Source organism: Haemophilus sp. HMSC071C11 (genome assembly GCF_001837655.1).
GTDB lineage: Bacteria > Pseudomonadota > Gammaproteobacteria > Enterobacterales > Pasteurellaceae > Haemophilus > Haemophilus influenzae.
The window spans coordinates 136,238-160,571 of the sequence record NZ_KV833409.1 but is presented as its reverse complement, the minus strand read 5'-3'; the positions used below and the strand labels follow the sequence as shown (position 1 = coordinate 160,571).

Here is a 24,334-nt window from a genome sequence, read left to right as displayed (position 1 = left end):
TGCATATAAATCCATAAAATAACCACATCTTTTAATCTAACTCTGAGGATATTTTATGCTGTCTTTTATTCTAAGTATTTTTCCTATCGTTTTACTGATTTATCTTATGGTAAAAAGAAACGCGCTACCTTCTTATGTTGCCTTACCTTGGATTGCGACATTAGTTATGGGCGTTCATCTTTTACACTTTAATACAGATATTGTCACTATTAGTGCAAATGTTGTTTCTGCAATTGTTGCGGTACAAACTCCTATTACAGTAATTTTTGGTGCGATTCTCTTTAACCGTTTCTCTGAAATTTCAGGCGCAACAAATATTATGCGAAAATGGTTAGGAAATATTAATCCAAATCCCGTTGCACAATTAATGATTATTGGTTGGGCGTTTGCCTTTATGATCGAAGGTGCAAGTGGTTTTGGTACACCAGCGGCAATTGCTGCACCTATTTTAGTGGGATTAGGGTTTCATCCATTAAAAGTGGCGATGTTGGCACTAATTATGAACTCAGTTCCCGTATCCTTTGGTGCGGTAGGTACACCAACTTGGTTTGGTTTTGGTGCTTTAAAATTATCAGAAAATATGATTTTAGAAATTGGGTCTATTACAGCATTTATACACTCCGTTGCTGCACTTCTTATCCCATTATTAGCACTTCGTATCTTAGTAAGTTGGGATGATATTCGTAAAAACATCGTATTTATCTATATTAGCGTACTGGGTTGCGTAGTACCTTATTTCTTGATTGCTCAAGTCAATTACGAATTTCCATCACTCGTTGGGGGGGCAATCGGCTTATTTATCTCTGTATGGGCTGCGAATCGCAATATTGGTTTAGCAAAAGTAACAAATACCCTTGATAATAATGCGGTAAGTACGGGAGAAGTAGTTAAAGCATTATTCCCTACAGGTTTACTTATTGCATTTTTAATTGTGACTCGTATTCATCAATTACCATTCAAAGCAATGATGAATGACGCAACTATTTGGTTCTCAACTACATTAGGTTCGTTAGGATTATTTGAAATTAGCAAAGGTTTAATCTTTAGCTTAAAAAATATTTTTGGCTCAAATGTTTCATCAAGCTATAAACTTCTTTACGTACCCGCATTGATTCCATTTGTCATTACAGTACTAATTGCGATTCCTGTCTTTAAAATTTCCAGTTCAAATGTTAAACAGATTTTTGTATCAAGTTTACAACAATCTAAAAATCCATTTATTGCCTTAGTTGGTGCCTTAGTGATGGTAAACCTAATGTTAGTGGGTGGCGAACATTCTATGGTAAAAATTATAGGTAGAACTTTTGCTGAAATTTCTGGTAGTAACTGGACTATTTTCTCCTCTTTCTTAGGCGCGATTGGATCCTTTTTCTCAGGTTCAAATACCGTATCCAACCTAACATTTGGTAGTGTTCAACTTTCTACCGCAGAAACCACAGGCATTTCTGTCGCACTTGTTCTTGCTTTACAATCTGTCGGTGGGGCAATGGGGAATATGGTATGTATCAATAACATTGTAGCGGTAAGTTCTGTGTTAAATATTTCAAACCAAGAAGGCACAATTATTAAGAAAACCATTATACCTATGATCGTTTACGGTATCATCGCCGCACTTTGCGCGCTATTCTTAGTACCTTTATTTTATAATCTATAAAATTTACGCCAAAAATGACCGCACTTTTGCGGTCATTTCCTATTTTTCTCTTTTATATTTCTACTATCAAAACTAACCTTTAACCCATTAAAGTGCGGTTGATTTTGCGAATGAATTTGCCCATTTAGCAAAAACCAAACTTTCTTTTTCTTTATCTTCTCAACATATTTCCTCTCTAAAAATTAATTTTTTTCATTATTTTTTTAGGTATTTTCATTAAATTTATTAAATCATTCCTTGAAATCCCTCTTATAAAATGGATAATCGTAATATTTCTCAAAAATAAATAGGAACTATAATGAAGAAAGCTATAAAATTAAATTTAATTACACTTAGCCTAATCAATACAATCGGTATGACGATTACACAAGCTCAAGCCGAAGAAACATTAGGGCAAATTGATGTCGTAGAAAAAGTGATATCAAATGACAAAAAACCTTTCACTGAAGCCAAAGCCAAAAGTACGCGTGAAAATGTCTTTAAGGAAACACAAACCATTGACCAAGTCATTCGGAGCATTCCTGGGGCATTTACTCAACAAGATAAAGGCTCGGGTGTGGTTTCTGTAAATATTCGTGGCGAAAATGGATTAGGTCGTGTCAATACGATGGTTGATGGTGTAACCCAAACCTTCTATTCTACAGCCTTAGACTCAGGTCAATCAGGCGGGAGTTCTCAATTTGGTGCGGCAATCGATCCTAATTTTATTGCAGGTGTAGATGTTAATAAAAGCAACTTTTCGGGAGCAAGCGGTATAAATGCCTTAGCGGGCAGTGCTAATTTTAGAACATTAAGCGTTAATGATGTGATTACTGATGACAAACCATTCGGCATTATTCTGAAAGGAATGACAGGAAGCAATGCCACTAAATCCAATTTTATGACGACGGCTGCTGGCAGAAAATGGCTTGATAATGGTGGCTATGTAGGCGTGGTGTATGGTTATAGCCAACGTGAAGTTTCACAAGATTATCGTATCGGTGGCGGAGAACGATTAGCATCATTAGGGCAGGATATTCTTGCTAAAGAGAAAGAAGCTTATTTTCGTAATGCGGGTTATATTTTAGATTCTGAAGGGCAATGGGCACCTGATTTAAACAAACCACATTGGTATTGTAACAAACAAGATTATCCGAAAAATAAGAATTGTGGTTCGTATCGTATTAAATCTGCTGCAACAACGACTAGACAAGAAATTCTCAAAGAATTATTAGAACAGAAAAAAAAACCTAAGGATATTACAAAGCTCCAAACAGGTCCTGATGGAATTAAAGAAACTGACGAATCATTTGAACGTAATAAAGATCAATATAGTGTTGCCCCTATTGAGCCGGGTAGTTTGCAATCACGCTCGCGTAGCCATTTGTTAAAATTTGAATATGGCGATGATCACCAAAATTTAGGAGCGCAAATACGCACGTTGGATAATAAAATTGGTTCTCGCAAAATTGAAAACCGTAATTACCAAGTCAATTATAACTTCAATAATAACAGCTATCTTGATCTTAATTTAATGGCTGCACATAACATTGGCAAAACCATTTATCCTAAAGGTGGTTTTTTTGCTGGCTGGCGAGTGGCAGACAAACTTATTACCAAAAATGTCGCAAATATTGTTGATATAAACAACAGCCATACTTTCTTGTTGCCAAAAGAAATCGATTTAAAAACCACATTAGGTTTTAACTATTTTACCAATGAATACAGTAAAAACCGTTTTCCAGAAGAATTAAGTTTGTTTTATAACGATGATTCACATGATCAAGGTACTTACAGCAATTTAGGACGATTTAAAGGTGATCGTAATTTACTGCCACAACGTTCAGTGATTTTACAACCTTCTGGCAAGCAAAAATTTAAAACCGTGTATTTTGATACCGCACTTTCTAAAGGTATTTATCATTTAAATTACAGCGTGAATTTTATCCATTATGCGTTTAATGGTGAGTATGTTGGATATGAAAATACAACGAATCAAATTAATGAACCGATTTTGCATACATCAGGGCATAAAAAGGCATTCAATCATTCCGCTACATTAAGTGCAGAGCTAAGCGATTATTTTATGCCATTTTTCACTTATTCACGCACACACAGAATGCCGAATATTCAAGAGATGTTTTTCTCTCAAGTGTCTGATGCAGGGGTAAACACGGCATTAAAACCTGAACAATCTGACACCTATCAACTAGGCTTTAATACTTATAAAAAAGGTCTATTCACTCAAGACGATGTGCTAGGCATCAAATTAGTGGGTTATCGTAGCTTTATTAAAAACTATATCCATAATGTTTACGGTGTTTGGTGGAGAAATGGCATTGTACCTACGTGGGCAAACAGTACTCGTTTTCGCTTTACCATCGCTCATCAAAATTATCAACCTATCGTGAAAAAAAGCGGGGCGGAGTTAGAGCTTAATTATGATATGGGACGTTTTTTTGCGAATCTCTCTTACGCTTATCAACGTACTAATCAGCCAACCAATTATGCCGATGCCAGCCCACGTCCGAATAATGCTTCAAAAGAAGACATTTTGAAACAAGGTTATGGCTTATCTCGTGTTTCAATGCTACCAAAAGACTACGGCAGATTAGAGCTTGGTACACGTTGGTTTGATAAAAAATTAACCTTAGGTATGGCAGCTCGTTATTATGGAAAAAGTAAACGTGCGACAATTGAAGAAGAATATATCAATGGCTCTCGCTATGAAAAATATACTGCGGGCGACAGAACTTACTATGCCGTGAAAAAAACAGAAGAGATTAAAAAACAACCTATTATTTTAGATTTACACGTCAGCTATGAACCAATCAAAGATTTGATTATTAAAGCGGAAGTACAAAATCTATTAGATAAACGTTATGTTGATCCATTAGATGCTGGAAATGACGCGGCTTCGCAACGTTATTATTCAAGTTTAAATAATTCTATAGAATGTGCGCAAGATTCTTCTGCTTGCGGTGGTTCAGATAAAACCGTGCTTTATAACTTTGCACGTGGAAGAACTTATATTCTGAGTTTAAACTATAAATTCTAATAGGTTCATATAAAAAGGCATAGCTAATAGCTATGCCTTTAATTTTAGCATTTATTATCTTATTAAAAGATTATTACGACAGTCTGTCAATCATCCCTAATACTAACGCCGAAGACTGCTTCGCCGCTAATGGTAAAAACTCTTCAAAAGACATACTTGCTTTGCCATCTCCGCCATCAGAAATTGCTCGAACCACCACAAAAGGCACATTAAACGCATAGCAAACTTGCGCAATCGCTGTGGCTTCCATTTCAACCCCCGTTACATTCGGGAAGTCTGCTTTTATTTGTGCAATTTTATCTTCACTATTAATAAAACTATCGCCAGAGCAAATTAAACCACGTTTTACTGATTGTTCTTGCTTTTCTGCAATTTCTTGAGCGAGATCTGCTAATTTTTTGTCCGATAAAAATGCCGCAGGATTAGCAGGCAACTGCCCTTTTTCATAACCAAAAGCGGTCACATCCGCATCGTGATAGCGTGTTTCATCAGAAATCACAATATCCCCCACTTTCAAGCCTTTTGCTACCCCACCTGCAGAACCAGTATTGATCACACAATCTGGCTTGGCTAATTGCAATAACGCCGTCGTGCCAATGGCAGCTGCCACTTTGCCAATGCCTGATTGCAATAATGCAACATCTTTACCGTTAATTTTACCTTCAAAAATGACCGCACTTGCTACTCGAGTTTCCGTTCTATCAGCCATTAAATTTTTTAAAATTTCCACTTCTTGTGCCATTGCACCAACAATTCCTATTTTCATTGTTTTTGTTCCTGTTCTATTTTATTTACCAAAAAATCTAACACTGCTACGCTATAATCATCGTTATAAAGCGTACTTGCAGTGAGTGCATATTTTCCACCAATGACAACGTAAGGATAGGTAAAAACACCATATTCTTCCGTCAATTCAATCGCATTTTGGATCTGTTCTTTTACGCTTTGTGAATTTTCAGTTTGAATAAATAACTGCTTATCTAGCCCTTGTTTTTCTGCCCATTGTTGAATTTTATTTGATGTGGACAATTCTGTATAACGGGATTTTTCTGAAGTCTCAAATAACAAAACATTAGATAATTCGCCCGCACTTAATGCTTGCAAAGTATAAAAAATGCGTGCGCTAAACTGGCTATCGGCAGTTGCAATAGGATATTGTTCCAACGCAACTTTATATGTGCGTATTTGACTATAAAGCTCTAAAATATCCTGCGCTGAAGAACACACTCGACAATCATAATCAAAAAAGAATTGAATGCGGATTTTTTTATCCGCTCGAGACGCTTGTTCGATAGGTTCTTTATAAGAAAAATAATCACGCCCGTCTTCAAAATAGATTGTGTCCCTTGATGGCAAGTGCGGAGAATTTTGCACTGAAAATTCTTTCTGATTGACTTCTGCTAAAACAAACGACGATAAAAAAAGCAAACAAAATGCCAATAACCCTTTTAATTTCATTCTATCACTCATCTATCGGCTCAATATAATCTACCAATAATTGTAGGCTACGATTGCCACGAAATTCGTTAATATCTAATTTATAGGCTAAACGAGCCTGTTTAATTGAAAGATCAGGATACAATCTTGTATTAATATTAAATGCAATGGCATCTAATAAAACCCCACCTTGTTTCGGCTCTAGCAACATTTTTAGATGATTTTTATTTTGCCCAATTGCGCGCTGGTCTAAAATTTTAAATTCGCCATCAAAGCAAGGCTCAGGAAACCCTTGCCCCCAAGTGCCTACCGATTTTATCAGCTCTGCCGTTTCAAGATTAAATTCATTTGAATTCAGTTCGCCATCTGTCCAAATTATGCTTTGCATATGTTCTTCATCAAACCAATCGGCAACGGTTTGATTAAAAATATGTTGGAAATCCGCAAAATGTTCTTCGCGAATACTCAAGCCTGCCGCCATTGCGTGTCCACCAAATTTTAAAATCATATTAGGATGTTGCGAATGAATACGCTCTAAAACATCACGCATATGTAAACCTTCAATAGAACGAGCAGAACCTTTCAAAATTCCCTCACTATCTTGTGCAAAGGCAATCACTGGACGATGATATTGATCCTTAATCCTTGATGAAACAATGCCTAATACGCCTTGATGCCAATCGGGCTGATAAAGCGTAATACCATAGGGTAACTCTTTAAAAAGTGCGGTAAGATTTTGACAAATTTTTATTGCCTCAAGCTTCATACCTGCTTCAATTTCTTTACGTGTTTGGTTGAGTTCGTCAAGATCTAAAGCTAATTCTCTGGCTTTTGACATTTCGTTCGCCAGCAAAAGCTCCACCCCAATCGACATATTATCTAAACGCCCTGCCGCATTTAAACGAGGTCCGATACAAAAACCGAGATCACTTGAGGTAAACTGTTCAACATTACGGTTAGCCACTTCAGCCAACGCAATAATACCAGGACGACAACGCCGTGCACGAATCCGCATTAAACCTTGATAAGCAAGGATACGATTATTTTGATCTAAAGGCACAACATCAGCGATGGTGCCTAGTGCCACCAGATCGAGCAAGTCAGTAAAATTAGGTTGTGTTTCTGCAGTAAAAATACCGAGTTCACGAAATTTTGCACGCACCGCCAGCATCAAATAAAATGCCACACCAACGCCTGCTAAAGATTTTGAAGGGAAATGACACTGACTTAAATTAGGATTAACAATGGCATCGGCTGGCGGCAAAGTTTCAGGCGGTAAATGATGATCCGTGACTAAAACTCGAATGCCTTTTTCTTTCAAAAATGCAATGCCTTCAAAAGATGAAACGCCGTTATCCACCGTCATTAAAAGCTGAACGCCCTTTTCAATCGCCATTTCAGCCACTGGAATACTCAAACCATAACCCTGTTCAAATCGATTTGGCACAAGGTAATCTACATCAGAAAAACCAAGTTGTCTTAAAGCCAGCACACTCAATGCTGTGCTAGTTGCACCATCAGCATCGAAATCCCCAACAATCACTATTTTTTGCTGTTGTTGATAGGCTTCAACTAATAAATTTACCGCTTGATCAATGCCATATAATTGATTTGGATTGAGCATTGATTTCAAAGTGCGGTCTAATTCTTTGGTGTTTTTAATATGACGAGCGCGATAAAGGCGATCTAATAACGGATGGTTTGAAACAGAATTTCCACTTGGAATTTCACGGTGTTTGATAAGTTTTTTCACTGGATATTAATTCATACCTAAAAGCAAAAAGCTGTTGAAATCAACAGCTCTTTTATCTATACTTTTTCCTGTTGCTCAGGGCTTTTAACCCTGAATGCTGACAGGGGTTAAAAGCCCTACTGACCATTAGTCTAACTATTGTGTCAGCTAAGGATTTTAATGATGCCTAAATTGTGTATTTATATCATAATTTTTGTGTTGTTAATGCTTTTAAGCTCCCCAGCATATTAAGCATTACCGACTATTAAAACACAAGGGGTAGGCAACTGCCCCTTGCTCTTTATTATAAAATTATTGTGCCGTTTCTTCAAGAGCTCTTAATAAATCAGCTGGTTTTAAATAACCGCCAATAAGCTCACCAGTTGAAGTCACAATACTTGGCGTTCCTCGTACACCAAATTGAATACCTAATTCATAATGTTTTTTCACGATATTTGGCGTTTTAACTTCTTTTGGTAGATTACCGTCTTCAGCTTCGTTTAAAGCAAAAACGGGATCTTTCGCCGTCCAAATCGCTTCCATTTGTTTCGCCGTTTGATTATTCATACCTGCGCGAGGGAAAGCTAAATAACGCACAGTAATACCAAGATCGTTATATTCTTTTAATTGCTGATGTAACAAATGGCAATAATGGCAGGTAATATCCATAAATACTGTTACTACGTGTTTTTCATTTTTCGCAGGATAAACAATCATCTCGTCTTTATAAGAATTAAGTTTATCCACTAAAATTTTACCTGCGAAATCAACAGGGCCATTATTTGTGAGTTCATAAAGTTTACCTTCAAAAAGATATTTTCCATCTTCGCTCACATAAAGTATACCTTGATCCGTGACAGCCGTTCTAATGCCTGAAATCGGCGAAGATTTAATAGCAATATTTGATACATTAAAAGACTGTAATTTGCGTTTAATTGCCGCATCATCTGCCATTGCATTAGCCGCAGCCACGCACAAAAGTGCGGTAAAAATTTTCTTCATTTTTTGTTCCTAAATTTACTGAGTAAGAAAGCCTGAAATTATAGAGAGATTGCTAATTTCTGCAAGGTCAAACTATCCAAAAATCAGAAAATAGCATATAATTCCACACTTTATCACACAGTGAATTTATTATGTTTGAAATCAATCCTGTAAAAAATAAAATCATCGATTTATCTGACCGCACTTCAGTGCTTCGGGGGTATCTTTGACTTTGATGCCAAAGTTGAGCGTTTAGAAGAAGTCAATGCGGAATTAGAACAGCCAGATGTTTGGAATGATCCAGATAAAGCCCAAGCACTTGGTAAAGAACGCGTTTCTTTAGAACAAGTTGTAAATACCATCAAAAATTTAGAACAAGGTTTAGAAGATATTGATGGGTTGCTAGAACTTGCCATTGAAGCAGAAGACGAAGACACCTTCAATGAAGCGGTAGCTGAATTAGATGAACTCGAACAACAACTCGAAAAATTAGAGTTCCGTCGAATGTTTAGTGGCGAACATGATGCTTGCGATTGCTATGTGGACTTACAAGCAGGCTCTGGCGGTACGGAAGCTCAAGATTGGACAGAAATGTTGCTGCGTATGTATCTCCGTTGGGCTGAAAGCAAAGGTTTTAAAACAGAACTGATGGAAGTCTCTGACGGCGATGTAGCTGGATTGAAATCGGCAACCATTAAAGTGAGCGGTGAATATGCTTTTGGTTGGTTACGAACAGAAACGGGGATTCATCGCTTAGTGCGTAAAAGTCCATTTGATTCCAATAACCGTCGTCACACATCATTCAGCGCAGCATTTGTCTATCCTGAAATTGATGATGATATTGATATTGAAATCAATCCTGCTGATTTACGTATTGATGTTTATCGAGCATCGGGAGCTGGTGGGCAGCACGTAAACAAAACTGAAAGTGCGGTGCGAATTACCCATATGCCAAGTGGTATTGTGGTGCAATGTCAAAATGACCGTTCACAGCACAAGAACAAAGATCAAGCGATGAAACAATTAAAAGCGAAATTGTATGAGCTTGAATTACAGAAGAAAAATGCGGATAAACAAGCAATGGAAGATAATAAATCTGACATTGGTTGGGGAAGCCAAATTCGCTCTTACGTATTAGACGATTCACGCATTAAAGATTTACGTACTGGCGTGGAAAACCGTAATACGCAAGCCGTATTAGACGGGGATTTAGATCGATTTATTGAAGCGAGTTTAAAAGCTGGGCTTTAAGCATGATTTGCTGGATAAGTAAAGACGCGTTACTTATCCCATCATAGAAATAACCCAAAAGTGCGGTTATTTTTTAAGGTATTTTTAAAGTTAAAATTAAAGGTAAACAACATGTCAGAACAAGAAGTTAAAGAATTAGATCTCAATGGCGAAATGCTCGTCCGTCGTGAAAAATTAGCCGCATTGCGTGCAAAAGGTAATGCCTTTCCGAATAAATTCCGTCGTGATGCGCTCGCACAAGATTTGCACAATCAATATGATTCAGAAGACGGGGAAATCTTAAAAGAGAAAAGCATTGAAGTACAAGTTGCTGGTCGTATTATGACTCGCCGTGCAATGGGTAAAGCAACGTTTATCACTATTCAAGATATGAGCAGTAAAATCCAGCTTTATGTTGCACGCGATAATTTGCCTGAAGGTGTTTATAAAGATGACGTTGGTACTTGGGATTTAGGCGACATCGTTGGCGTTAAAGGCACTTTATTTAAAACAAAAACCGATGAACTTACCGTTAAAACCACTGAGGTTCAACTTTTAACTAAAGCACTTCGCCCATTACCAGATAAATTCCACGGTTTAACCGACCAAGAAGTTCGTTATCGCCAACGTTATTTAGATTTAATTTCTAACGAAGAATCTCGCCGCACTTTTATTATTCGTTCTAAAGTTGTCGCGGGGATTCGTGAATATTTCATTTCTAAAGGCTTTATGGAAGTGGAAACGCCAATGTTACAAGTCATTCCAGGCGGTGCATCTGCGCGTCCTTTCGTAACTCATCACAATGCATTAGATGTGGATATGTATTTACGTATCGCACCTGAACTTTATTTAAAACGCTTAGTCGTTGGTGGGTTTGAACGAGTATTTGAATTAAACCGTAACTTCCGTAATGAAGGGGTTTCTGTTCGTCATAATCCAGAATTTACTATGCTTGAATATTATCAAGCCTATGCGGATTACCATGATTTAATGGATAACACCGAAGAACTGCTTCGTAAATTAGCGATTGATATTCTTGGTACTACTATTGTGAAATACGGCGAATACGAATTTGATTTTGGTAAACCATTCGAACGTATTACGTTACACGATGCAACGGTTAAATATGGTGCAGACAAAGGTATCGTAAAAGAAGATTTATATGACTTTGATCGTGCAAAAGCCACGGCAGAACGCTTAGGTATTGAAGTACAAAAATCTTGGGGTTTAGGCAGCATTGTCAATGCAATTTTTGAAGAAGTGGCTGAACATCACTTAATTCAACCAACATTCTTAATGGCTCATCCTGCGGAAATTTCTCCACTTGCACGTCGTAATGATGAAAATCCAGATGTAACAGATCGTTTTGAGCTCTTTATCGGTGGTCGTGAAATCGGTAATGGTTTCTCAGAATTAAATGACGCAGAAGATCAAAATGAACGTTTTGATGCACAAGTGGCTGCAAAAGAAGCTGGCGATGATGAAGCGATGTTTAAAGATGAAGACTTTGTTGTTGCATTAGAGCACGGCTTACCACCAACAGCTGGGGAAGGTTTAGGTATCGACCGCCTAGCAATGCTTTATGCAAATGCACCATCAATTCGTGATGTGATCTTATTCCCTGCAATGCGTCAGAAATAATAAAGATACAAACAAAAGCCACCATTTGGTGGCTTTTTTATTTTAATAAAAAGAGAATTTTATATTCCCTTCTTATTGTTTAACGATTAACCATTAATAAATTTTTCGCCTAATTCAATATCTGCACGTAAAGTTGGCAACATATTTTCTAAAGCTTGTTGTTCAAAATTGCTTAATGGGCCAATTGGTAAAATTTCTTCTACACCCTCTTTGCCTAAACGAACGGGTTGAGAGAAGAAACGAGCATATTTGCCATCGCCTTCAACATAAGTACATTCAACCACTGTCTCGCCACTTAATCCTTTCACTAAAGAACGAGCAAAACGTGCCGCAGCTTGCGCCATTGAAAGCGTTGCAGAACCGCCACCTGCTTTTGCATTGACCACTTCTGTACCTGCATTTTGGATACGTTTTGCTAATGGTTCGATTTCATCTTCATTCCATTTTGCATATTGAACTTGAGAAAGTAATGGAAGAATAGTCACACCTGAGTGACCACCAATAACAGGAACGCTGGTACGAGAAACATTTAAACCTTTTAATTCAGCCACAAAAGTTTCAGAACGTAACACGTCTAAAGTTGTCACACCAAATAATTTACGTTTGTCATAAACGCCTGCTTTTTTCAACACTTCAGCCGCAATCGCAACAGTAGTATTTACTGGGTTAGTGATGATACCAACACAAGCTTTTGGGCAAGTAATCGCGACTTTCTCAATTAAACCACGCACGATACCTGCATTAATATTGAATAAATCTGAACGATCCATACCAGGTTTACGTGCAACACCAGCAGAAATTAATACAACATCCGCACCTTCAAGTGTAGGAGTTGGATCTTCGCCAGAAAAACCTTTTACATTCACTGCTGTTGGAATATGGCTCACATCTACTGCAACACCTGGTGTTACTGGGGCAATATCATATAATGCTAAGTCGGTGCCTGCTGGCAACTGAAGTTTTAGTAATAACGCTAATGCTTGACCAATACCACCTGCGGCACCTAATACAGCAACTTTCATAAATACTCCTTATGTGTTAGTTAATTTAAAACAGACTGATTTTAAAATGTTCATCTTACAATTACAAATAGAGAAATATCATTCTATGATCTAGTTCACATTTCTGAGATAAATATTTTCTTCTCTTTGTTCTTATTCATATTTCAGTTGATGAAAGTGAATTTTTATGCAATTCTTATGCAAATTTTGACTATTAAAAAATAAAGATGACTGACAATTTAACTCGTGCTTTTAAAGAATTACTCAATCAAGAACGCTTTGGTTCTCAAAATGAAATTGTCGATGCCTTAAAAAAACAAGGCTTTACTGGTATTAATCAATCAAAAATATCGAGAATGCTCAGCAAATTTGGTGCGGTTCGCACTCGTAATACAAAAATGGAAATGGTCTATTGCTTACCAAATGAATTAAGTGTTCCCAATACCAGTAGTCCATTAAAAAATCTTGTCTTAGATGTTGATCACAATTCGATGTTAATCGTAATAAAAACGACGCCCGGTGCTGCTCAATTAATTGCACGATTACTTGATTCCATTGGAAAATCGGAAGGCATTTTAGGCACTATCGCAGGCGATGATACTATTTTTGTCACGCCCACAAACGATAAACCTATTGCTGAATTATTGCAAAATATCCAACGTTTATTTGAAAACGCATTGTAATGAATATTTTATTAACAGGAGGCACAGGGCTTATCGGCAAAGCACTTGTTGAACAACTTTGCTTACGTAATGAACAAGTGACGATCTTAACGCGCTCAAGTTCGCCGCACACTCTCTCAAAGCAAAAAAACATCAAATTTATTACCGCACTTTCAGAACTCGATTTACAAGAACAGTTTGATGCCATCATCAATCTTGCTGGCGAACCAATTTTTCATAAAGTTTGGTCGAAAAACCAGAAATCTATTTTACGAGAAAGTCGTTTAAGCCTCACTACTCAACTGGTTGAATTCATCAATCAGTATCAGCAATACCCAATTTTTATATCAGGTTCAGCAACTGGAATTTACGGCGATCAAGGCGAACAAAAAATTACCGAAACAAGCAAAACAGCAAAAACCTTTACCGCACAATTATGCCAAGATTGGGAAAATATCGCTCAACAAGCTAATGCGAGAGTTTGTTTGATTCGAACAGGCATGGTCTTTTCTACAAAAGGTGGCGCACTTGCTAAAATGTTGCCTTTATACAAATGGGGACTTGGCGGTAAACTGGGCAATGGAGAGCAATATTTCCCTTGGATTGCTTTGGAAGATATGGTAAACGGCATTTTATTTTTACTCGACCATTCAGAATGCCAAGGATCATTTAACTTCACCGCCCCGAATCCCATAAAACAGCATAAATTTAACCGCACTTTGGCTGGAATATTAAAACGTCCTGCCTTTGCAACTATTCCAAAATGGATATTACATTTCATTCTTGGCGAACGAGCGAATCTATTACTAGAAAGCCAAAATGTTGTGCCTGAAAAATTACTCAACGCTGGATTCCAATTTCAGTATTCTGATTGCAAAAACTATCTAGAAGAAATCCTAAAAAACAAATAAAAAATCACCGCACTTTTTTAATGCGGTGATTTTTATCGGACTAAATATCTCACCTTATCGCAATTTATTGTTCATTATAAATTTCAAGATTGGATGCTTGTTTTTCACGTTTTTTCTTTGCACTATCGTTGCGTTGAAGTGCGATTTTATCAAGATATTCAGGACTAATATCGCCTGTAATATATTCGCCTGTGAATACTGAACAATCAAAACCTTGAATGGCTGGATTTTCCAATTGAACAGATTCAGTAAGTGCGGTCAGATCTTGGAAAATTAATTTATCTACGCCGATCAAATGTGCAATTTCCTCAACATTTCGACCGTAAGCGATCAGTTCATCACAACTCGGCATATCAATACCATATACATTCGGATAACGAATTTCAGGAGCTGCAGAGGCAAAGTAAATTTTCTTCGCACCAGCTGAGCGAGCCATTTCAACAATTTGCTCAGAGGTTGTGCCACGAACGATAGAATCGTCCACCAATAACACATTTTTATCTTTAAATTCAGCTTTAATGGTATTCAATTTGCGACGAACAGAACTAATACGCTGTGCTTGACCTGGCATAATAAAGGTACGACCAACATAGCGATTTTTCACAAATCCTTGTCGATAAGGCTTCCCTAGAACACGAGCTATTTGTAACGCAATATCTGTGGAGGTTTCAGGAATAGGAATGACCACATCAATATTATCAATTTCATCCGCCCATTCTTTTGCAATTTTTTTCCCGAGTTTTTCCCCCATATGAACACGTGCCGCATAAACAGAGACACCATCAATCGTTGAATCTGGGCGTGCAAAATAAACATACTCAAAAATACAAGGATTTAACACCGCACTTTCGGTACATTGTTGTGAATAAAGCTCGCCATCAAATGTCACATAAACGGCTTCGCCCGCAGCAATATCACGCACAAACTCGAAACCCACAATATCTAAAGCTACTGTTTCAGAGGCGAACATATAATCAGTTTTGCCATTTTCTTCACGTTTACCCAACACCAAAGGACGAATACCAAAAGGATCTCTAAATGCAACCATTCCGTGTCCAATAATCATCGCTACGCAGGCATAAGCACCACGAATATCATTGTGAGTTTTACGAACAGCATAGAAAATATCTTGTGGATCAAGATGGTTTTGAGGAATGTGATCAAGATGATTAGCGAGAATATTAAGAAGAAGTTCAGAATCTGAATTAGTGTTTACGTGACGGCGGGCAGTTTTAAAGACTTTTTCTTTTAACTCCACTGAGTTGGTTAAATTGCCGTTATGCACCAAAGTGACACCATAGGGAGAATTTACATAAAAAGGTTGTGCCTCTGAGACGCTAGAACTTCCTGCCGTAGGATAGCGAATATGCCCTAATCCAGCATTTCCTTGCAAGCGTAGCATATGCTCTTGACGGAACACATCGCTGACTAAGCCATTAGCTTTACGTAAGCGGAAACGGTTTTCATCATCAACCGTTACAATACCCGCCGCATCTTGTCCACGATGTTGCAAAAGAGTTAATGCTGCATAAATAGATTCATTAACCGGACTTTGGCTAACAATACCGACAATACCACACATTTTGTGTTCCTTATTGATTAAGCGTTGGATTTAAAAAACTTGAACTTGACTGAAGCTGTTGAAAGAACCATTCAATAATAAAACCAAAATGCGGTATTAATTGAGATTCTTTCCACCAATCAGTTTGTTCAAAATTGGTAAAAGTATCCATAAAAAATAACAACGCAGCCACAATCAATGCACCGCGCACTAAACCGAAAGCAGCACCTAATACGCGATCAGTGCCGCTTAAACCCGTCTTATCTACTAATTGACTAATCACATAATTTACTATTGCGCCCACGATTAAAGTCAGAACAAACAGAATGGCGATTGCAGTTCCATTACGCACATACATTGATTCAATTTGCGTAAGATAAGTGGCAAGATAAGGATAGAACTGGCTTGCTACGATAAATGCCACAACCCAGCTACCAAGTGAAAGTACTTCGCGTACAAAACCACGTAATAAGCTGACAAGAATGGAAAAAGCGATAATGCCAATAATAATGTAATCGATCATTAAAAAATCTCTCAATGAAAAACGGCCGTTTAAAACGACCGAGGTATTCTACAAAAATACAGCCAAAAAGAAAACGTTTGCGTAAACTAAATTTCCTGCCAAAAAGCACGTTCAAATTTGCTTTGAGCTTTCCTTAAGACTTCCGCTAAATGTTGATATGTCGGTTTTTCTTGCACAAAAGGCAAGGGTTCATTTTGTTGTTTTAAGCGTTCGCAAATATCGTAAAACCATACCGCACTTTGATTTTCTAATGGCGAATTTGCACGCTTACCAAGCCAATAAAGCCCTTGAAAAGGAATAAGCAAGGCAAAAAGTGCGGTCAAAATTGCGATAGAAAATGCCATTAAATCATTTTTTGCATAAATCTGTTGCCACAGTATTGCAAATACAGCAACAAAAGGCATAAATTTTTGTGCAAAACTCGTGGCTTTCATAATACGGTTTTCAGGGAAAATAATCCCTAACTTCGCCTCCTGCGGCCAAGTATTAAGATAAATTTGTCCCTGTTTAAAAATGGAAAAAAACGCCATAAAAAACACCTCAAAAAATTGACCGCACTTATCATACGCTATTTTAAGTCTATTTTTAGTAAAAATAGTTTAATTTTTCAAAAAATACGATAAAGTTTGTATTTTTTCCTTACCGATGAATTTATTTTATTCATCAAAAGGTGTATCCTATACCTAATTTTTCAAACCATCTTAAATGATGGATTTCTATTAACCTCAATCAAATATAGGGTTCCTATGTCAAAACTTGTTCTTATCCTTAACTGCGGTAGTTCTTCACTAAAATTTGCAATTCTTGATCCAGCAACAGGGGAAGAAAAATTATCTGGCTTAGCCGAAGCATTTTTCTTACCAGAAGCACGTATCAAATGGAAACTCAATGGAGAGAAAGGTAACGCAGATTTAGGCGCAGGCGCAGCGCATACTGAAGCGCTTAATTTTATTGCATCTAACATTCTGACTGATGAACTAAAAAATTCTATCGCAGCAATTGGTCACCGTATCGTTCACGGTGGCGAAAAATACACCCAATCTGTTATCGTAACTGATGAAGTTGTTAAAGGTATTGAAGATGCTGCACAATTTGCGCCACTTCACAATCCAGCTCACTTAATTGGTATTCGCGAAGCATTTAACGCATTCCCACACTTAAAAGATAAAAACGTGGTAGTTTTTGATACAGCATTCCACCAAACTATGTCTGAAGAAGCATTCCTTTATGCCCTTCCATACTCTTTATATAAAGAACACGGCGTACGTCGCTATGGTGCACACGGCACAAGTCACTACTTCATTTCTCGTGAAGTCGCTGAATATGTAGGCAAACCCGCAGACCAAGTCAATGCTATTATTTGTCACTTAGGTAATGGTGGTTCTGTTTCTGTTGTGCGTAACGGTCAATGTATCGATACGTCAATGGGTTTAACTCCACTAGAAGGTTTGGTAATGGGTACGCGTTGTGGCGATATTGACCCTGCAATCGTATTCTATCTATACAAAACACTAGGTATGTCTATGGAACAAATCGAAGAGACTTTAGTGAAAAAATCTGGTCTTTTAGGTTTAACTGAAGTAACCAGCGACTGCCGTTATGCTGAAGATAACTACGATAATGCATCTAAACCAGAAGCAAAACGCGCTTTAAATGTTTATAGCTATCGTTTAGCGAAATACATTGGTGCTTATATGGCTGTGTTGGGCGATGATCACTTAGATGCGATTGCATTCACTGGTGGTATTGGCGAAAACTCAGCGCACGTTCGTGAATTAGCATTGAATCACTTAAAATTATTTGGCATTAAAATTGATAATGAACGAAATCTTGCCGCACGTTTTGGTAAAGATGGCGTAATCACGACTGATGATTCCGCATTTAAAGCGATTGTTCTTCCAACTAACGAAGAATTGGTTATCGCACAAGATACCGCAAGACTTTGTTTCTAATTCAACAACAAACTGCCGAATTTTTCGGCAGTTTTTATTTATAACATATACATATTAAGGTTTAACTATGTCTCGCACGATTATTCTTATCCCTGTAAGTACAGGCGTGGGTTTAACTAGCATTAGTCTTGGATTAATCCACTCTCTCGAACAAAAAGGCACAAAAGTTGCTTTTATGAAACCCGTTTCTCAACCAAGCACTGGCGAAGATAAATTGGATCGCACAACCTCTATTATTCGCACTAGCACTAGCCTTGAAACTGCCGAACCCTTTATGTTAAGCGTGGCAGAATCATTAATTGGTCAAAATCAGTCTGACGTATTGTTAGAAAAAATTGTAGCTAACCACCAACAATTAACCAAAAACAACGATATCGTTGTGGTGGAAGGTTTAATTCCAACAAGAAAACACGGTTATGCAAATAATATCAACTATGAAATTGCACAAGCATTAGATGCAGAAATCGTATTAGTTGCAGCACCAGCAACTGAAACCCCAACCGAATTAAAAGATCGTGTAGAAGCAGCAGCCTCTTTATTTGGTGGTAAAAACAATCCAAATCTTTTAGGCGTAGTTGTAAACAAATTCAATGCACCTGTTGATGAATCTGGTCGTACACGCCCCGATCTTGCTGAAATCTTTGATTCATTCCAACACAATCATATTAGCGAAACAGAAGTAAACAAATTATTTGCAGGTAGTGCCATCAAGTTATTAGCTTGTGTGCCTTGGAATGCAAATTTAATCGCTACACGAGCAATCGACTTAGTCAAACATTTAGGTGCATCAATCATTAATGAAGGGGAAATCAATCGCCGTATTCGTGGTATCACTTTCTGCGCAAGAAGTTTACCAAATATGGTTGAGCATTTCCGTGCAGGCAGTTTATTAGTCGCTTCAGCAGATCGTCCAGATGTGCTTGTAGCAGCCGCTCTCGCAGCGTCAAATGGTATTGAAATCGGCGGTATTTTATTAACAGGCGGTTATAAAATTGATGCTCAAATTAATAAACTTTGCCAACCTACTTTTGAAAAAGCAAAATTGCCGATCTTCCGTATTGAAGGCAATACTTGGCAAACGGCATTAAGTTTACAAAGCTTTAATCTTGAAGTGCCTGTTGATGACAAAGAACGTATTGAGAATATTAAACAATACATTAGCCAACACTTTAATGCTGACTTTATCAATAATTTAGTTGCAGATTCTAGCCGTTTACCTCGCTTATCCCCACCTGCATTCCGTTTCCAATTAACTGAACTTGCTCGTGCGGCGAAAAAACGTATTGTGCTTCCTGAAGGCGATGAACCTCGTACAATCAAAGCAGCCGTACTTTGCGCAGAACGTGGCATTGCGGAATGTGTGCTTTTAGCAGATCCTGCATCCGTTCAACGTGTTGCAGAAGCACAAGGTGTTAAATTAGGTAAAGGCATTACAATCATTAACCCAGCAGATGTTCGAGAAAACTATGTTGATCGTTTAGTTGAATTACGTAAAGCGAAAGGCATGACCGAAACCGCAGCACGTGAACAATTAGAAGATACCGTAGTGCTTGCTACTATGATGTTAGAAGCAAATGAAGTAGATGGTTTAGTATCTGGTGCCGTTCACACGACTGCAAACACCATTCGCCCACCAATGCAGATCATCAAAACTGCACCAGGTAGTTCAATCGTTTCTTCTATCTTCTTTATGTTATTACCAGATCAAGTACTTGTTTACGGTGACTGTGCGGTAAACCCAGATCCAACTGCAGAACAACTTGCGGAAATCGCAATTCAATCTGCGGATTCTGCGAAAGCATTTGGTATTGATCCAAAAGTCGCAATGATCTCTTACTCAACAGGTACATCTGGTAGCGGTGCTGATGTGGAAAAAGTGAAAGAAGCAACCCGTATTGCGAAAGAAAAACGCCCTGATTTATTAATCGATGGCCCATTACAATACGATGCAGCTGTGATGGAAGACGTGGCTCGCTCTAAAGCACCAAATTCACCAGTAGCAGGTAAAGCAACAGTATTCGTATTCCCTGACTTAAATACGGGTAACACCACTTACAAAGCAGTACAACGTTCTGCAGATTTAGTGTCTATTGGCCCAATGCTTCAAGGTATGCGTAAACCAGTCAATGACTTGTCTCGCGGTGCCTTAGTTGATGATATTGTATACACAATTGCCTTAACCGCAATTCAAGCAACACAATAGTTCATACAAAATTGTAAAAGAAAATACCGCACTTTGCCCTAGGCAGTAAAAGTGCGGTATTTTTTTATAACGTTTTTTTACAAATCAACCAAAATCAAAATTGCGGCTTCACCGCCCCATTCTCTTGGCGCTTGATGCAATGCCCGCACTTTAGGATGTTGTACTAGCCAACGTGGAATTTGTTTTTTCAATGTAAAGGTGCCATAGCCCGTCATGATACTGGCACAATCAATATGCTCATTTTCACAAGCCAGTAAAAGTGCGGCTAATTCTTGCTTAGCTTGTTCACGGGTTAAACCGTGTAAATCTAAAAACAATTCTGGCGAAAAATCTCCACGACGAAGTTGTTTTAATAAATGGGAATCTTCCCCATCACGTAAATATTTCACAACACCATCATGCTCATTCAGTAACGGCTCATATTCATCAGAAAAATAAAATAACGTATCTTCTTTCGCTCGTAATTCTTTCAATTCTATTTTTTTCTGATCACGTTTTTGGTGAGGGGCAACAAAAGTATCTTGTTTCATTGGCTTAATGCCTTTGGTTTCCGCACGGAATAAATCAAATTCGTCTTGCATTTTTTTCTCATTAATTTCAAATTTTGCGTATCATATCATAGTTCTACATTCTCATCTGTGGTATAACTACGCCAAATTTTCATACCGAATTTTATGCTAACTTTTCTACTCACTTTTATGGAGAAATGCGATGGAAACTTCACATAACCAAGAATTAGTTGCAACTATCTTGGAAGATAATGTTGCAAACGAACTGCAAACCATCCAAGATTTTCTGCGTTGGACGTATAGCATTCTCAATCGTTCTGATATTTACTTCGGGCAAGGGCACGATAATCCTTGGGATGAAAGCCTGCAACTCGTTTTAAGTGGCTTACATTTACCCATTGATTTACCTACCGAATTATTTAACAGTCGATTAACCCCATCTGAAAAAGAAACCTTAGTTCAACTTGTATTAACCCGAATCGAACAACGCATACCTGTGGCATATTTAACGAATAGCGCTTGGTTCTGCGGTCACGAATTTTATGTCGATGAACGAACCATTATTCCACGTTCTCCAATTAGTGCTTTAATTCAAGATCGCTTTGAAGATTTAATTTCACAAGAACCAAATCATATTCTCGATCTATGCACAGGCAGCGGTTGTATTGCCATTGCTTGTGCTTATGCTTTCCCGAATGCGGAAGTAGATGCGGTAGATTTATCGGTTGATGCACTTAATGTCGCAGAGATCAATATTTCACGCCATCAATTAGAGCATCGTGTATTCCCGATTCAATCAAACTTATTTGAAAATATTTTGGGACAGAAATACGATCTTATCGTGACCAATCCACCTTATGTGGATGAAGAAGATCTCGCCGATATGCCAGAAGAATTCCATTTTGAACCAGAGTTAGCCTTAGGTTCTGGCAGTGATGGCTTAAACATTACCAAACAAATTTTGAAACAAGCACCAGATTACTTAACCGAAAATGGCGTGTTGGTGTGTGAAGTGGGTAATAGTATGATTAGCTTAATTGAGCAATATCCAGATGTACCATTTGAATGGGTAGAACTTAAAAATGGCGGACTAGGCGTATTTGCTATTCAGCGTAAAGATTTAGTGAAATATCACGATCTGTTTTAATCTTTCAAGTGCGGTTAAAATTCTTATTAAATTTCAACCGCACTTCATTTATACATTGTTATCTTGTTTCCAATTCAATGCCTTCAAATAATTTTTTCACTGAATTGTTATCACGCAAACGCTCGGCTTTTTCTACGACACTACGAATTAAGTGCGGTGAAAAATATTCCATAAAATCGTACATATAATTACGTAAGAACGTGCTATGTTTAAATGCAATATTCGTCATACTCGGGCGGAACAAATGGCTTGCATCAATTAGCACAAGATCCGCATCTAATGCCGTATGCGCCATAGATGCCATAATGCCCACCCCTAAACCCAAGCGCACATAAGTTTTAATAACATCAGCATCGGTAGCCGTAAAAACTATATTTGGTAAAATGCCTGCACTATTAAATGCGTAATCTAAATCAGAAACACCCGTAAAACCAAACGTGTAAGTCACAAGTGGGTATTTGCCTAATTCCTCAATGGTCAGTTCTTTCACTTTGGCAAGCGGATGTTCTGGCGAAACAATCACGGCACGATTCCACCAATAGCATGGAATCTGAACTAAATCATCAAATAAATAAGGTGCTTCAGTGGTAATTGCCAAATCCACTTCACCTGACATTAAAGCATCGTGAATTTGTGTTGGCGAACCTTGATGAATATGCAAGCTCACATCAGGATATTTTTTAGAAAAACGTTCAATCACGCTTGGCAGCATATAACGTGCCTGAGTATTTGTCGTCGCAATACGTAATACACCGTGATTTGGCCGAGTATATTCATCGGCAACGGCACGGATACCTTGCGCTTTAACAAGTAACTCGCGTGCAATTGAGATAATCTTTTTCCCTGCTGGTGTAATTGATTTTATATGCTTGCCATGACGCTCAAAAATTTCCAGACCTAATTCATCTTCTAATAGGCGAACTTGTTTACTGATACCCGGCTGTGATGTGTAAAGTGCATTTGCCGCTTCTGTGACATTCAAATTTTGGTTTACAATCTCAACGATATAACGCAATTGATGCATTTTCATAAAAAAGTCCTTATTTTTTATAACGTTTGTTCATCTCCGAATAACGTTTTACCGCTTTACGAATTTGCCCAGATTTTGGACGACGACTAGCCTGTTTTACATCTAATTTCGTTTCAGTCTCAGCAGGTAATCCCACCAATTCACGTAAATAATTGACGTTTTCAAGATCCATTTCTTCCCAGCCACCACGAGGCAAACCTTTCATCAGTTTGATATTTCCATAACGAATACGAATCAAGCGGCTAACTTGAATCCCTTGAGATTCCCACAAACGACGAACCTCACGGTTACGTCCTTCCATCAAGGTTACGTCATACCATTGGTTAATACCCACACCGCCTGTAAATTTAATTTCTTTAAAATTAGCAGGACCATCTTCAAGCTGAACGCCTTTACGTAAACGCGCTAACATCGCATCATCAACTTGACCAAATACACGCACAGAATATTCACGTTCAACTTCACGGCTTGGGTGCATTAAACGATTTGCTAATTCGCCATCAGTGGTAAAAAGCAATAAACCTGATGTATTAATATCTAAACGCCCCACCGCAATCCAACGAGATCCCGTTAAACGCGGCAAACGATCAAACACGGTCGCACGCCCTTCTGGGTCGCTACGTGTACAGAGTTCGCCTTCAGGTTTGTAATACATTAATACACGGCAAATTTCTTTTTGTGCGTGGCTAAGATTAATGATTTGACCATCAATACGCACTTTCACGCCAGAATGTACGTCAATACGATCGCCTAAAGTCGCAATTTTACCCTCTACGCTCACTCTGCCTGCGGCAATCATCGTTTCAATTTCACGACGAGAGCCTTGTCCAGCACGCGCTAAAACTTTCTGTAATTTTTCGCCCTCTGCTTTCGGTTGATTCGAGGCTCTTACAACAGGTTTCGCTTTTGGCTTAGATAAAAATTTGTTGTCAGAATTAACCGCACTTTTTTTCGTATTTGCTGTTTCTATGCGAGCAGTACGAGATACTGAACGTCTGTCATTTTTAGCTGAAAAATCACGTTTCTTTGCTGAATCTTTGGAAAAGTGCGGTTGTCTTTGAGTTTGTTTTTGACTAGGTTTCATTGTTTTCCTTGAATAATGGAAAGGTCGCTTTCACAAGCG

20 protein-coding genes are annotated in these 24,334 nt (G+C 38.0%); 9 read left to right on the top strand and 11 right to left on the bottom strand.

The genetic code is table 11. The features are described from left to right. Window positions 1-55: 55 nt before the first annotated feature. Together HMPREF2644_RS04315 and HMPREF2644_RS04310 are read left to right on the top strand one after the other, a co-directional pair. Entirely contained in the window at window positions 56-1,654 is a 1,599-nt protein-coding gene (locus HMPREF2644_RS04315) for a lactate permease LctP family transporter (protein ID WP_083321800.1), read from the top strand. Between the two features lie 298 nt (window positions 1,655-1,952). Further along, entirely contained in the window at window positions 1,953-4,691 is a 2,739-nt protein-coding gene (locus HMPREF2644_RS04310) for a TonB-dependent receptor domain-containing protein (protein WP_070828263.1), read from the top strand. A gap of 73 nt (window positions 4,692-4,764) precedes the next feature. Here the strand turns inward: HMPREF2644_RS04310 and HMPREF2644_RS04305 are convergent, their stop codons facing one another. From HMPREF2644_RS04305 to dsbC, 4 genes are all read right to left on the bottom strand, one after another. Then, the gene (locus HMPREF2644_RS04305; protein WP_070828262.1) at window positions 4,765-5,457 is read right to left on the bottom strand and encodes a 5'-methylthioadenosine/adenosylhomocysteine nucleosidase; all 693 of its coding nucleotides are present in this window, start codon (window positions 5,455-5,457) and stop codon (window positions 4,765-4,767) included. Further along, on the bottom strand, window positions 5,454-6,149 hold the full coding sequence (locus HMPREF2644_RS04300; RefSeq protein WP_083321801.1) for a thiol:disulfide interchange protein DsbA/DsbL: 696 nt from the start codon (window positions 6,147-6,149) through the stop codon (window positions 5,454-5,456). The genes HMPREF2644_RS04305 and HMPREF2644_RS04300 overlap by 4 nt, the downstream gene beginning before the upstream one ends. Before the next feature lie 4 nt (window positions 6,150-6,153). Beyond that, entirely contained in the window at window positions 6,154-7,881 is a 1,728-nt protein-coding gene (gene recJ, locus HMPREF2644_RS04295) for a single-stranded-DNA-specific exonuclease RecJ (RefSeq protein ID WP_070828260.1), read from the bottom strand. A gap of 291 nt (window positions 7,882-8,172) precedes the next feature. Continuing rightward, entirely contained in the window at window positions 8,173-8,862 is a 690-nt protein-coding gene (gene dsbC / locus HMPREF2644_RS04290) for a bifunctional protein-disulfide isomerase/oxidoreductase DsbC (protein ID WP_070828259.1), read from the bottom strand. A gap of 131 nt (window positions 8,863-8,993) precedes the next feature. Here dsbC and prfB point away from each other — a divergent pair. Both prfB and lysS read left to right on the top strand, forming a co-directional pair. Continuing rightward, window positions 8,994-10,092, top strand: a protein-coding gene (gene prfB, locus HMPREF2644_RS04285; RefSeq protein WP_105873601.1) for a peptide chain release factor 2 whose coding sequence is annotated in 2 segments (ribosomal slippage) — window positions 8,994-9,068 and window positions 9,070-10,092 — 1,098 coding nt in all. Because the reading frame shifts where the segments join, the coding sequence is not laid out codon by codon here. Between the two features lie 111 nt (window positions 10,093-10,203). Further along, on the top strand, window positions 10,204-11,712 hold the full coding sequence (gene lysS / locus HMPREF2644_RS04280; RefSeq protein ID WP_011272443.1) for a lysine--tRNA ligase: 1,509 nt from the start codon (window positions 10,204-10,206) through the stop codon (window positions 11,710-11,712). Window positions 11,713-11,798: 86 nt separating this feature from the next. Here lysS and mdh read toward each other — a convergent pair whose 3' ends face one another. Further along, the gene (gene mdh, locus HMPREF2644_RS04275; RefSeq protein ID WP_070828258.1) at window positions 11,799-12,734 is read right to left on the bottom strand and encodes a malate dehydrogenase; all 936 of its coding nucleotides are present in this window, start codon (window positions 12,732-12,734) and stop codon (window positions 11,799-11,801) included. Between the two features lie 206 nt (window positions 12,735-12,940). Between mdh and argR the strand changes: the two genes are divergently transcribed. Both argR and HMPREF2644_RS04265 read left to right on the top strand, forming a co-directional pair. After that, entirely contained in the window at window positions 12,941-13,396 is a 456-nt protein-coding gene (gene argR, locus HMPREF2644_RS04270; RefSeq protein ID WP_005657110.1) for a transcriptional regulator ArgR, read from the top strand. Then, complete coding sequence (locus HMPREF2644_RS04265) at window positions 13,396-14,286, top strand: TIGR01777 family oxidoreductase (RefSeq protein ID WP_005657112.1); 891 nt, start codon at window positions 13,396-13,398, stop codon at window positions 14,284-14,286. Before argR ends, HMPREF2644_RS04265 begins: the two co-directional genes overlap by 1 nt. 64 nt (window positions 14,287-14,350) lie before the next feature. Here the strand turns inward: HMPREF2644_RS04265 and purF are convergent, their stop codons facing one another. The 3 genes from purF to yfbV form a co-directional block, all read right to left on the bottom strand. Further along, window positions 14,351-15,868, bottom strand: coding sequence for an amidophosphoribosyltransferase (purF, locus tag HMPREF2644_RS04260; RefSeq protein WP_011272442.1), 1,518 nt, complete (start codon window positions 15,866-15,868; stop codon window positions 14,351-14,353). A gap of 10 nt (window positions 15,869-15,878) precedes the next feature. Next, window positions 15,879-16,370, bottom strand: coding sequence for a CvpA family protein (locus tag HMPREF2644_RS04255; RefSeq protein WP_005657117.1), 492 nt, complete (start codon window positions 16,368-16,370; stop codon window positions 15,879-15,881). Between the two features lie 86 nt (window positions 16,371-16,456). Then, the gene (gene yfbV, locus HMPREF2644_RS04250) at window positions 16,457-16,900 is read right to left on the bottom strand and encodes a terminus macrodomain insulation protein YfbV (protein ID WP_005657119.1); all 444 of its coding nucleotides are present in this window, start codon (window positions 16,898-16,900) and stop codon (window positions 16,457-16,459) included. 216 nt (window positions 16,901-17,116) lie between these two features. Between yfbV and HMPREF2644_RS04245 the strand changes: the two genes are divergently transcribed. Both HMPREF2644_RS04245 and pta read left to right on the top strand, forming a co-directional pair. Then, a complete protein-coding gene (locus tag HMPREF2644_RS04245; protein WP_011272441.1) occupies window positions 17,117-18,322 on the top strand; it encodes an acetate kinase in 1,206 nt (401 codons plus the stop codon). 67 nt (window positions 18,323-18,389) lie between these two features. Further along, complete coding sequence (pta, locus tag HMPREF2644_RS04240) at window positions 18,390-20,525, top strand: phosphate acetyltransferase (RefSeq protein WP_038441339.1); 2,136 nt, start codon at window positions 18,390-18,392, stop codon at window positions 20,523-20,525. A gap of 77 nt (window positions 20,526-20,602) precedes the next feature. Here pta and smrB read toward each other — a convergent pair whose 3' ends face one another. Then, window positions 20,603-21,106, bottom strand: a complete 504-nt coding sequence (gene smrB, locus HMPREF2644_RS04235; RefSeq protein WP_005689264.1) for an endonuclease SmrB — start codon at window positions 21,104-21,106, stop codon at window positions 20,603-20,605. 130 nt (window positions 21,107-21,236) lie between these two features. Here smrB and prmB point away from each other — a divergent pair, with 130 nt between their 5' ends. After that, a complete protein-coding gene (gene prmB / locus HMPREF2644_RS04230) occupies window positions 21,237-22,181 on the top strand; it encodes a 50S ribosomal protein L3 N(5)-glutamine methyltransferase (protein WP_011272440.1) in 945 nt (314 codons plus the stop codon). A gap of 58 nt (window positions 22,182-22,239) precedes the next feature. On the opposite strand, the gene cysB is transcribed toward prmB, so the two are convergent. Both cysB and rluB read right to left on the bottom strand, forming a co-directional pair. Beyond that, entirely contained in the window at window positions 22,240-23,211 is a 972-nt protein-coding gene (cysB, locus tag HMPREF2644_RS04225) for an HTH-type transcriptional regulator CysB (RefSeq protein ID WP_005689269.1), read from the bottom strand. A 10-nt stretch (window positions 23,212-23,221) separates the two neighbouring features. Beyond that, window positions 23,222-24,295, bottom strand: coding sequence for a 23S rRNA pseudouridine(2605) synthase RluB (rluB, locus tag HMPREF2644_RS04220; protein WP_011272439.1), 1,074 nt, complete (start codon window positions 24,293-24,295; stop codon window positions 23,222-23,224). Between the last annotated feature and the right edge of the window lie 39 nt (window positions 24,296-24,334).

Coding starts and splice junctions, on each gene's coding strand:
- HMPREF2644_RS04315 (WP_083321800.1), top strand. CDS start 56: ATGCTGTCTTTTATTCTAAGTATTTTTCCTATCGTTTTACTGATTTAT.
- HMPREF2644_RS04305 (WP_070828262.1), bottom strand. CDS start 5,457: ATGAAAATAGGAATTGTTGGTGCAATGGCACAAGAAGTGGAAATTTTA.
- HMPREF2644_RS04310 (WP_070828263.1), top strand. CDS start 1,953: ATGAAGAAAGCTATAAAATTAAATTTAATTACACTTAGCCTAATCAAT.
- HMPREF2644_RS04300 (WP_083321801.1), bottom strand. CDS start 6,149: ATGAAATTAAAAGGGTTATTGGCATTTTGTTTGCTTTTTTTATCGTCG.
- smrB (WP_005689264.1), bottom strand. CDS start 21,106: ATGCAAGACGAATTTGATTTATTCCGTGCGGAAACCAAAGGCATTAAG.
- argR (WP_005657110.1), top strand. CDS start 12,941: ATGACTGACAATTTAACTCGTGCTTTTAAAGAATTACTCAATCAAGAA.
- dsbC (WP_070828259.1), bottom strand. CDS start 8,862: ATGAAGAAAATTTTTACCGCACTTTTGTGCGTGGCTGCGGCTAATGCA.
- cysB (WP_005689269.1), bottom strand. CDS start 23,211: ATGAAAATGCATCAATTGCGTTATATCGTTGAGATTGTAAACCAAAAT.
- purF (WP_011272442.1), bottom strand. CDS start 15,868: ATGTGTGGTATTGTCGGTATTGTTAGCCAAAGTCCGGTTAATGAATCT.
- HMPREF2644_RS04265 (WP_005657112.1), top strand. CDS start 13,396: ATGAATATTTTATTAACAGGAGGCACAGGGCTTATCGGCAAAGCACTT.
- prmB (WP_011272440.1), top strand. CDS start 21,237: ATGGAAACTTCACATAACCAAGAATTAGTTGCAACTATCTTGGAAGAT.
- yfbV (WP_005657119.1), bottom strand. CDS start 16,900: ATGGCGTTTTTTTCCATTTTTAAACAGGGACAAATTTATCTTAATACT.
- lysS (WP_011272443.1), top strand. CDS start 10,204: ATGTCAGAACAAGAAGTTAAAGAATTAGATCTCAATGGCGAAATGCTC.
- HMPREF2644_RS04255 (WP_005657117.1), bottom strand. CDS start 16,370: ATGATCGATTACATTATTATTGGCATTATCGCTTTTTCCATTCTTGTC.
- rluB (WP_011272439.1), bottom strand. CDS start 24,295: ATGAAACCTAGTCAAAAACAAACTCAAAGACAACCGCACTTTTCCAAA.
- HMPREF2644_RS04245 (WP_011272441.1), top strand. CDS start 17,117: ATGTCAAAACTTGTTCTTATCCTTAACTGCGGTAGTTCTTCACTAAAA.
- mdh (WP_070828258.1), bottom strand. CDS start 12,734: ATGAAAGTTGCTGTATTAGGTGCCGCAGGTGGTATTGGTCAAGCATTA.
- pta (WP_038441339.1), top strand. CDS start 18,390: ATGTCTCGCACGATTATTCTTATCCCTGTAAGTACAGGCGTGGGTTTA.